The sequence below is a fragment of the Duganella rhizosphaerae genome (genome assembly GCF_040364205.1).
Taxonomy (GTDB): Bacteria; Pseudomonadota; Gammaproteobacteria; order Burkholderiales; family Burkholderiaceae_D; genus Rugamonas; species Rugamonas rhizosphaerae.
Window position 1 is genome coordinate 407,733 of the sequence record NZ_BPWK01000005.1, and the last position, 7,626, is coordinate 415,358.

6 protein-coding genes and 1 pseudogene are annotated in these 7,626 nt (G+C 65.9%); 4 read left to right on the forward strand and 3 right to left on the reverse strand.

What is annotated here, in order from left to right; genetic code table 11:
• Window positions 1–30: 30 nt before the first annotated feature.
• The 3 genes from RUGAMON1_RS14165 to RUGAMON1_RS14175 are packed head-to-tail and all read right to left on the reverse strand — an operon-like array spanning window position 31 to window position 3,513.
• Complete coding sequence (locus RUGAMON1_RS14165; protein ID WP_445231114.1) at window positions 31–570, reverse strand: type II secretion system protein; 540 nt, start codon at window positions 568–570, stop codon at window positions 31–33.
• The gene (locus tag RUGAMON1_RS14170) at window positions 570–1,805 is read right to left on the reverse strand and encodes a type II secretion system F family protein (protein ID WP_445231115.1); all 1,236 of its coding nucleotides are present in this window, start codon (window positions 1,803–1,805) and stop codon (window positions 570–572) included. The genes RUGAMON1_RS14165 and RUGAMON1_RS14170 overlap by 1 nt, the downstream gene beginning before the upstream one ends.
• Window position 1,806: 1 nt before the next feature.
• Window positions 1,807–3,513 (reverse strand): GspE/PulE family protein, encoded by a 1,707-nt coding sequence (locus tag RUGAMON1_RS14175; RefSeq protein WP_445231116.1) that lies wholly within the window; start codon window positions 3,511–3,513, stop codon window positions 1,807–1,809.
• Window positions 3,514–3,678: 165 nt separating this feature from the next.
• Between RUGAMON1_RS14175 and RUGAMON1_RS14180 the strand changes: the two genes are divergently transcribed.
• The 4 genes and pseudogenes from RUGAMON1_RS14180 to RUGAMON1_RS14195 form a co-directional block, all read left to right on the forward strand.
• On the forward strand, window positions 3,679–4,395 hold the full coding sequence (locus RUGAMON1_RS14180; protein ID WP_445231117.1) for an ABC transporter ATP-binding protein: 717 nt from the start codon (window positions 3,679–3,681) through the stop codon (window positions 4,393–4,395).
• On the forward strand, window positions 4,392–5,315 hold the full coding sequence (locus RUGAMON1_RS14185) for an ExeA family protein (protein WP_445231124.1): 924 nt from the start codon (window positions 4,392–4,394) through the stop codon (window positions 5,313–5,315). The genes RUGAMON1_RS14180 and RUGAMON1_RS14185 overlap by 4 nt, the downstream gene beginning before the upstream one ends.
• 63 nt (window positions 5,316–5,378) lie before the next feature.
• Entirely contained in the window at window positions 5,379–7,223 is a 1,845-nt protein-coding gene (gene mshL, locus RUGAMON1_RS14190) for a pilus (MSHA type) biogenesis protein MshL (protein ID WP_445231118.1), read from the forward strand.
• Window positions 7,220–7,626, forward strand: a pseudogene (locus RUGAMON1_RS14195) (tetratricopeptide repeat protein); the annotation flags it as partial. The gene mshL and the pseudogene RUGAMON1_RS14195, both read left to right, overlap by 4 nt.

Here is a 7,626-nt window from a genome sequence, read left to right on the forward strand (position 1 = left end):
CCAAACTGCGGCGGTGCGCGGCAGCGGCAACTATTGAGCGACTTCATTTAGCGCGATACCGGTTTGTTTTCCCGGCTGGCGCTCTGCGTTGGCGTTTTTTGAGGGCAAGCGCAGTAATTCTACCTTGAAACAAATGTTCTTTGAGGCACCATTTAACAAATTCTGTTGTCCACCCCTCACGAATATCAGCTTTTGTTGCTCTAGATCAAAATACCAGTTGCCAGCTTTAACATTTCTGGCCGAGTCCGGTGTCAATTCGCCGGCGTAATTGTCCGGCGAGCGCTCCAGCCAGGCCACCGGATTGGCGCCGGCCAGCGCCGGAATTTCCTGCTCCCTGCCCTGCGCCTGCAGGGCCATCACCTTGCCGGACAAGGCGCTGCGCATATTGATCACCAAGGCCTGCACGCCGGCCTCGTCGCCGGCGCGGCGGTAATACGCCACCCGTTCCAGCGCCACCATCATCAACAGGCCGAAAATGCAGGCCACCACGGCGAACTCGAACAGCGTGAAACCGCCAGCCCGCCGTCGTTGTGGCCGTACAACACAACTAGCAAAAGGCAAGCGCCCCATCAGTGCGGCAACGCCACTTTGCCCAGATCCCAGATCGGCACAAAGATGCCCAGCGCCAGCACCAGCACCAGCAGGCCGAGGAAGGTGATCAGGATCGGCTCGATTTGCGCGGCCAGCGTTTTCAGTTCGTAATCCACCTCGCGTTCGTACATCTGGGCGATCTCGTCCATCAAATCGTCCAGCGAACCGGACTCCTCGCCGACCGCGATCATTTGCAGCACGATGGGCGTGAAAACATGGGCCGCCGTCGAGGTGCGCAGGATGCTGTCGCCGCGCTCGACGCCGTCGCGCATCTGCTCGACGCGCGAGCACAGGTAGGCGTTGTCGACCGTCTGCGACACCACTGTCAGCGCCTGCACGATGGGCACGCCGCTGCGGCTGGACAAGGAAAAGCTGCGGGCAAAACGCGCCATCGTGGCTTTCTGGATGATCTTGCCGGCGATGGGGAATTTCAGCTTGTGGCGGTCCCACTGGAAGCGGCCGGCGCTGGTGTTGACCCAGTAGCGGAAGCCGAACACCGCCCCGGCCCCGGCCATCAGCAACTGCGGCCAGTAGTTGACGGTGAAGCGGGAACTGCCGATCAGCAGGCGCGTCATCAGCGGCAATTCGGCATGGAAGCTCTCGAACACCTTGACGAACTGCGGGATCACGAAGATGTTGACGATCACCATCGCGATGATCATGGCGACGATGACGAAGATCGGATAGCGGGTGGCGCTCTTGACGCGGGCCCGCATTTCGCGGTCGAACTCCAGGTGGTCGAACAATCGCAGGAACACTTCCTCCAGCCGGCCGGTCATCTCGCCCACCCGCACCATCGACAGGTAGAAATCGTTGAACACGGTGGGATGGCGCCGCATGGCCGCCGACAGCTCGCGGCCGGCGTCGAGCGACTCGCGCAGGTCCTTGATCACCTTGCCGAACGATTTGCTGATCGCCGATTCCTGCAAGCCGGCCAGCCCGCGCATGATGGGCACGCCGGACTTGAGCAGCGTGTACATCTGGCGGCTGAACAATTGCACATCCATCGACGTTACCTTTTTCTCAAGCAGCGTGCTCCACCAGGCCTCGCCGCCGGCGCCGCCGGTGGCGGCCTTGTTGGTCAGCGCGATCTCGACCGGGATGGCGCCGGCGCTGCTCAGGTGATTGGCCACGGCGTTGCTGTCGGCCGCCTCCAGCACCCCCTGCATCAGCTCTCCGCGCGCGCTGCGCGCCTTGTAGGCATAGAACGGCACGTCAATCCTCGCTCTGGTTACTGATGCGCATCGCCTCGGCCACCGTGGTGCGGCCCTGTATCACCAGCGCCACCGCATGCCGGCGCAGGGTGTCGCCGGCCATCTGCGCCGCCGCCGTCTTGAGGAAATGCGAAGGATCGGGGTCGTTGGCGGCATCGACCACGTCGCGCGTCATTTCCAGCAGCTCGTACACGCCGGTACGGCCGCGATATCCCATGCCGTTGCAATGCGAACAACCCTTGCCATGGAAGTAGCGCGCCTTGTCCACCTTGTCGTGCAACTCCATGCGCAGCCACTCGTGCTCGGTCGGCGTCAGCTCGTACGGCGTGGTGCAGCTTTCGCAGATCACCCGCACCAGCCGCTGCGCCAGCACCGCTTGCAGCGAACTACCCACCATGTAGCGCGGCACGCCCATGTCCATCAGGCGCAGCGGCGTGCTGGCCGCGTCGTTGGTGTGCAAAGTCGATAATACCAAGTGTCCGGTCATGGCGGCGCGCAAACCGATCTGGGCCGTTTCCTGGTCGCGCATCTCGCCCACCAGCACGATGTCCGGGTCTTGCCGCAGCGCCGAACGCAGCACGCGCGCGAAGCTCAGCTCGATCTTGTCGTTGACCTGCACCTGGTTGATGCCGGGCAGCCGGTACTCGACCGGGTCTTCCACCGTGATCAGCTTTTTCTCCACCGAATTGAGCTCGGCCAGCGCGCAATACAGCGTGGTGGTCTTGCCGGAGCCGGTCGGCCCGGTCACCAGCACCAGGCCGTTGGGGCGCTGGACGATGGCGCGGAATTTATCCAGTATCGCCTTCGGCATGCCGATCGCGTCCAGCCGCAGCTGGGTGTTGCTCTGGCTGAGCAGACGCATCACCACCGATTCGCCGTACTGGGTCGGCATGGTCGAGATCCGCACGTCGATGCGCTGGTTTTTCACCCGCACGGCGAAGCGGCCGTCCTGCGGCAGGCGTTTTTCCGAGATGTCGAGGTCGGACATCAGCTTCAGGCGCAGCGCCAGCGACGGCGCGATCTTGATGTCGGCCTCGGTTTGCAGGTGCAGCACGCCGTCGATGCGGAAACGGATCTGCAGCCGGCCCTCCTGCGGCTCGATGTGGATGTCCGAGGCGCGCACCTGGCTGGCGTCGTCGAACACCGATTGCAGCAGCTTGACGATGGGCGCTTCTTCCAGGTTGGCGTTGGCCGCCGCCAGCGCGCCGAAGTCGACCGAGGCGTCGCCGAGGTCCTGCTCGAGCTCGCGCGCCAGGTCGGAGATGTCCTCGGTGCGGCGGTAGATACGGTCGATCACGCCCAGCACCTCGGTCTCGTTGACCACCGCCAGCTCGATCGGCTGCTTGACGATGCGCACGATCTCGTCGTAGGCGAACAGGTCGGTCGGATCGGACATGCCGACCAGCAGCGCGCCGCGGCGGTCCTCCAGCACCAGCGCGCGGAAGCGGCGGGCCTGGGTTTCCGGCAGCAGCCGGACGATCTCGGGATTGACGTTGAAGAACTTCAGGTTGAGGTAAGGAACGTTCAGCTGGCGCGCCAGCGCGCCGGCGATCTGTTCCTCGGTGACATAGCCGTTTTCGATGAACACGCGGCCCAGCTTGCGCCCGCTGCGCTTTTGCTCGGCCAGCGCCAGGCCCAGTTGTTCCTCCGACAGCAGCTTTTGCTGCACCAAAATTTCCCCGAGCCGCACTTTCTCTGGCCTTGCCATTCCCGCTCCTTGTGATCTCCACCGCCCGCCGGCTTGCGGCCATTCTAGTGCAGAATCCGCCGCTTGCGAGGCCAGACTTGCGTCGCGCGCGACAGGGTGTCGCTTTCTTCGCACGAATACGCTACAGTGTCGTTCGTTTCCCTGCCCCAAGAGTCACCACCTTCCATGACCGCCCCTGCCCTGCGCTTCCAGCAAGTCGTCAAACGCTATGGCCAGGCCAGCGTGTTGCAGGGCGTGGACCTGGAACTGCAAGCGGGGGAATGCTTCGGCCTGGTGGGCGTGAACGGCGCCGGCAAGACCAGCCTGATCAAGTGCCTGCTGGATTTCTGCGCGCTCGACGGCGGCGCCATCGACATCTTCGGCCAGCCGCACCACCGGCCGGCCAGCCGCCAGCCGCTGGGCTTCCTGCCGGAACGCTTCACCCCGCCCTACTACCTGACCGGCGCCGATTTCATCCGTTACCTGCTGACCTTGCAGGGCCTGGCCTACGACCCGGCCGCCGTGGGCGCCATGCTGGCGGCGCTGGACCTGGACCCGGACGCGCTCAAGCGCACGGTGCGCGGCTATTCCAAAGGCATGACGCAAAAACTCGGCCTGGCCGCCTGCCTGCTGGCGCGCAAGCCGCTGTACGTGCTGGACGAGCCGATGAGCGGCCTCGACCCGAAGGCGCGGGCGCTGCTGAAACAACAACTGCGCCAGCTGCACCAGGCCGGCAGCACCGTGTTCTTGACCTCGCACATGCTGGCCGACGTCGACGAGCTGTGCGACCGCATGGCCATCCTGCACGAGGGCCGCATCCGCTACGTCGGCACGCCGGCCGCCTGCCGCAGCCACTACGGCGCGGCCAACCTGGAGCAAGCCTTCCTGGCTTGCATCGCGTGAGCATGTACCAGTCGCACTTCGGCCTGCGCGAATCGCCGTTCGGCATCACGCCGAACCCGGCCTTTTTCTACCCCGGCAATACCCGCGGCGAAATCCTGCACGCCTTGCTGTATGCGGTCTGCCACGGCGAAGGCATCGTCAAGGTGACCGGCGAAGTGGGCGCCGGCAAGACCATGTTGTGCCGCATGCTGGAGCGCCAGCTGCCGCCGCATGTGGACGTGATCTACCTGGTCAATCCCAACCTCGACCCGCAGGAGGTGCAGTACGCCATCGCGGCCGAACTGGGCATCGCCGGCCACGGCCTGCGCATCGACGAGGTCCAGCGCCGCCTGCAGGCCGACCTGATCGCCCGCCACGGCCAGGGCCGCCAGGTGGTGCTGCTGGTCGAGGAAGCCCAGGCCATGCCGCTCGACACGCTCGAAGCGATCCGCCTGCTGACCAACCTGGAGACGGCGCGCAGCAAGCTGCTGCAGATCGTGCTGTTCGGCCAGCCGGAGCTGGACCAGCACCTGGCCCTGGCCAGCATGCGCCAGTTAAAAGAGCGCATCACCCACAGCTTCGAGGTGCCGGCGCTGGCGCCGGCGCTGATCGGCGAGTTCCTCGAATTCCGCCTGCGCGCGGCCGGCCACGACGGTCCCGCCGTGTTCAGCCCGGCCGCCGCCAGGCTGATCGCCGCGCGTTCCGAAGGCATCGTGCGCCGCATCAACATCCTGGCCGACAAGGCCCTGCTGGCCGCCTACGCGGCCGACGCCAGCGTCGTCAGCGCCCACCATGCGCGCCAGGCGATCCGCGAATCGGCCTTCCACCGCCGCGGTTGGCGGCAAATCTTCCCTTTGCGCGCTGTTGCTGTGGGGGCCTTGGCGGTCCTGCTTATTTGGGCAATTTACGGCGCCATCCTTGCGGTGGCACCGAATTTGTAAGATCATGGTGTCTATATTGCAAATACACAACATCCTGCATTCCCCCTGGGCCGGAAAGAAACAATGAAAAAACTCGCCTCCCCCATCGTCCCCATGGTGTGCAGCGTGTTGCTGAGCGCCTGCGCGACCCACCCCCTGCCCGTTTCGCCGACCCACATCACGGAAGCACCCCGTCCCACCGGCTCCATCCCCGAGACCGTGCAGCAGAGCGCCGCGCTGCCGCCGCCGAGCGCCGCGCCGAAAGTCGAAACCTACAGCGTCACCGTGCACAAGGTGCCGGTGCAGTCGCTGCTGTTCGCGCTGGCGCGCGACGCCGGCCTGAACGTCGACGTCCATCCCGGCATCGAGGGCACGGTCACCTTGAACGCGCTGGACCAGACCTTGCCGCAGCTGCTGAACCGCATCCAGCGCCAGGTCGACATGCGCTACGAGATCAACGGCGGCACGCTGGTGGTCTTGCCGGACACGCCGGAATGGCGCAACTACAAGGTCGACTACGTCAACATCGCGCGCAGCACCGTCAGCAGCGTCAACATCGCCACCCAGATCTCGACCGCCGGCGGCGGCTCCGGCAGCACCTCCGCCCCGGCCGCCGCCCCGTCCGGCGGCGGCAGCGGCCAGCAGCAACAGCAGCAGGCCGCGCCCGCCAACAACGGCGCCAACGGCAACGGCAGCAACAACTCGACCACCGTGGTCAACAACCGTTCCGACAACAACTTCTGGTACAGCCTGGAAAAGAACATCCGCGACATGCTGCGCGCCTCCAACCTGAGCGACAACCCGGTCGATCCGCTGGCCGCCCAGCAGCCCGGCGCGCCGGCCGCCGCGCCGCAGAACGCCCAGCAGCAGACGCCGTTCGACGCCGGCAGCTTCGGCGGCGCCAAGTCCGGCGGCGCGGCGCAGCGCGGCTCCTCGGTCATCGTCAACGCCGAGGGCGGCCTGATCGCCGTGCGCGCCACCGGTCGCCAGCATGAGAAAATCCGCGAATTCCTCGACGTCGTGCTGGGCGCGGCCAAGCGCCAGGTGCTGATCGAGGCCACCATCATCGAAGTGCGGCTGAGCGACCAGTACCAGCAGGGCATCAACTGGCAATCGCTGGCCAGGGGCGGTCTCAAGCTCAACCAGGGCGCGCTCGGCAGCGCCACCATCCCGACCGCCACCAATCCCGGCGTGTTCGTGCTGAACTACGTCAACCCGACCAGCCGGCTGGGCAATATCGCCGCCACCATCGAGTTGCTGGAATCGTTCGGCAAGGTCAAAGTGCTGTCCAGCCCCAAGATCAGCGTGCTCAACAATCAGACCGCGCTGCTCAAGGTGGTCGACAACAATGTCTTCTTCTCGATCAAGGTGACGCCGGCGGTGCGCGACCTGAACGGCACCATCGTCTCGCCGGCCACCTACGAGTCGAAGCTGGAGACGGTGCCGGTCGGCTTCGTCATGAGCGTCACGCCGCAGATTTCCGACAGCGACGAGGTCACCCTCAACGTGCGGCCGACCATCACCCGCATCGTCGACTACGTCAACGACCCCAATCCGGACCTGGCCAAGGCCAATGTGGTCAGCAAAGTGCCGGTGATCCAGGCGCGCGAGCTGGAATCGCTGATGAAGGTGTCCAGCGGCCAGATCGCCGTGATGGGCGGCCTGATGCAGGATTCGGTCGACAACGCCAAGGACGGCGTCCCGGTGCTGAGCAGCGTGCCCTTGCTGGGCAACCTGTTCGCCCACCGCAACGAGAACACCACCAAGACCGAGCTGGTGATCTTCATGCGGCCGGTGGTGGTCAAGGACGCCAGCGTCAACGGCGACTACAAGGACTACCGTTACCTGCTGCCGGGCCAGAAACCCGACAACGCTCCCTATGGCGAGGCCGCGCCGGCCCCCGCCCCAGCCAAGGCGAATGGATCATGAGTCTTTTAATGCAAGCACTCAAGAAGGCCGAGCGCGCCAAACAAAGCGCCGGCGGCGACGACGAGGCCGACAAGCCGTCTCAGGCGTTCGACGACGTCCTGGCGCTGACGCCGGAACCGGCGGCGCCGGCCAAGCCCGGACTGAGCCTGGACCTGGAGCCGATGTCCGGTCTCAGCCTGGAGCCGATCGCCGCCGCCCCCCCGGCCAGCCTGACGCCGCAGCCCTCGCCCGATCCGCTGCCGCCGCCCAGCGACCACAAGACCGCCGGCCTGACGCTGGACCTGGTACCCGATCCGTCGGCGCCGCCGGCCGCCGCCGCACCGTCGCCTTCGCCTGCCCCCGCGCCCGTCCCGGCCGCGCCCCCGGCAGCGGCCGGCAGCGCGGCGCCCGGCGCCGCCAGGGC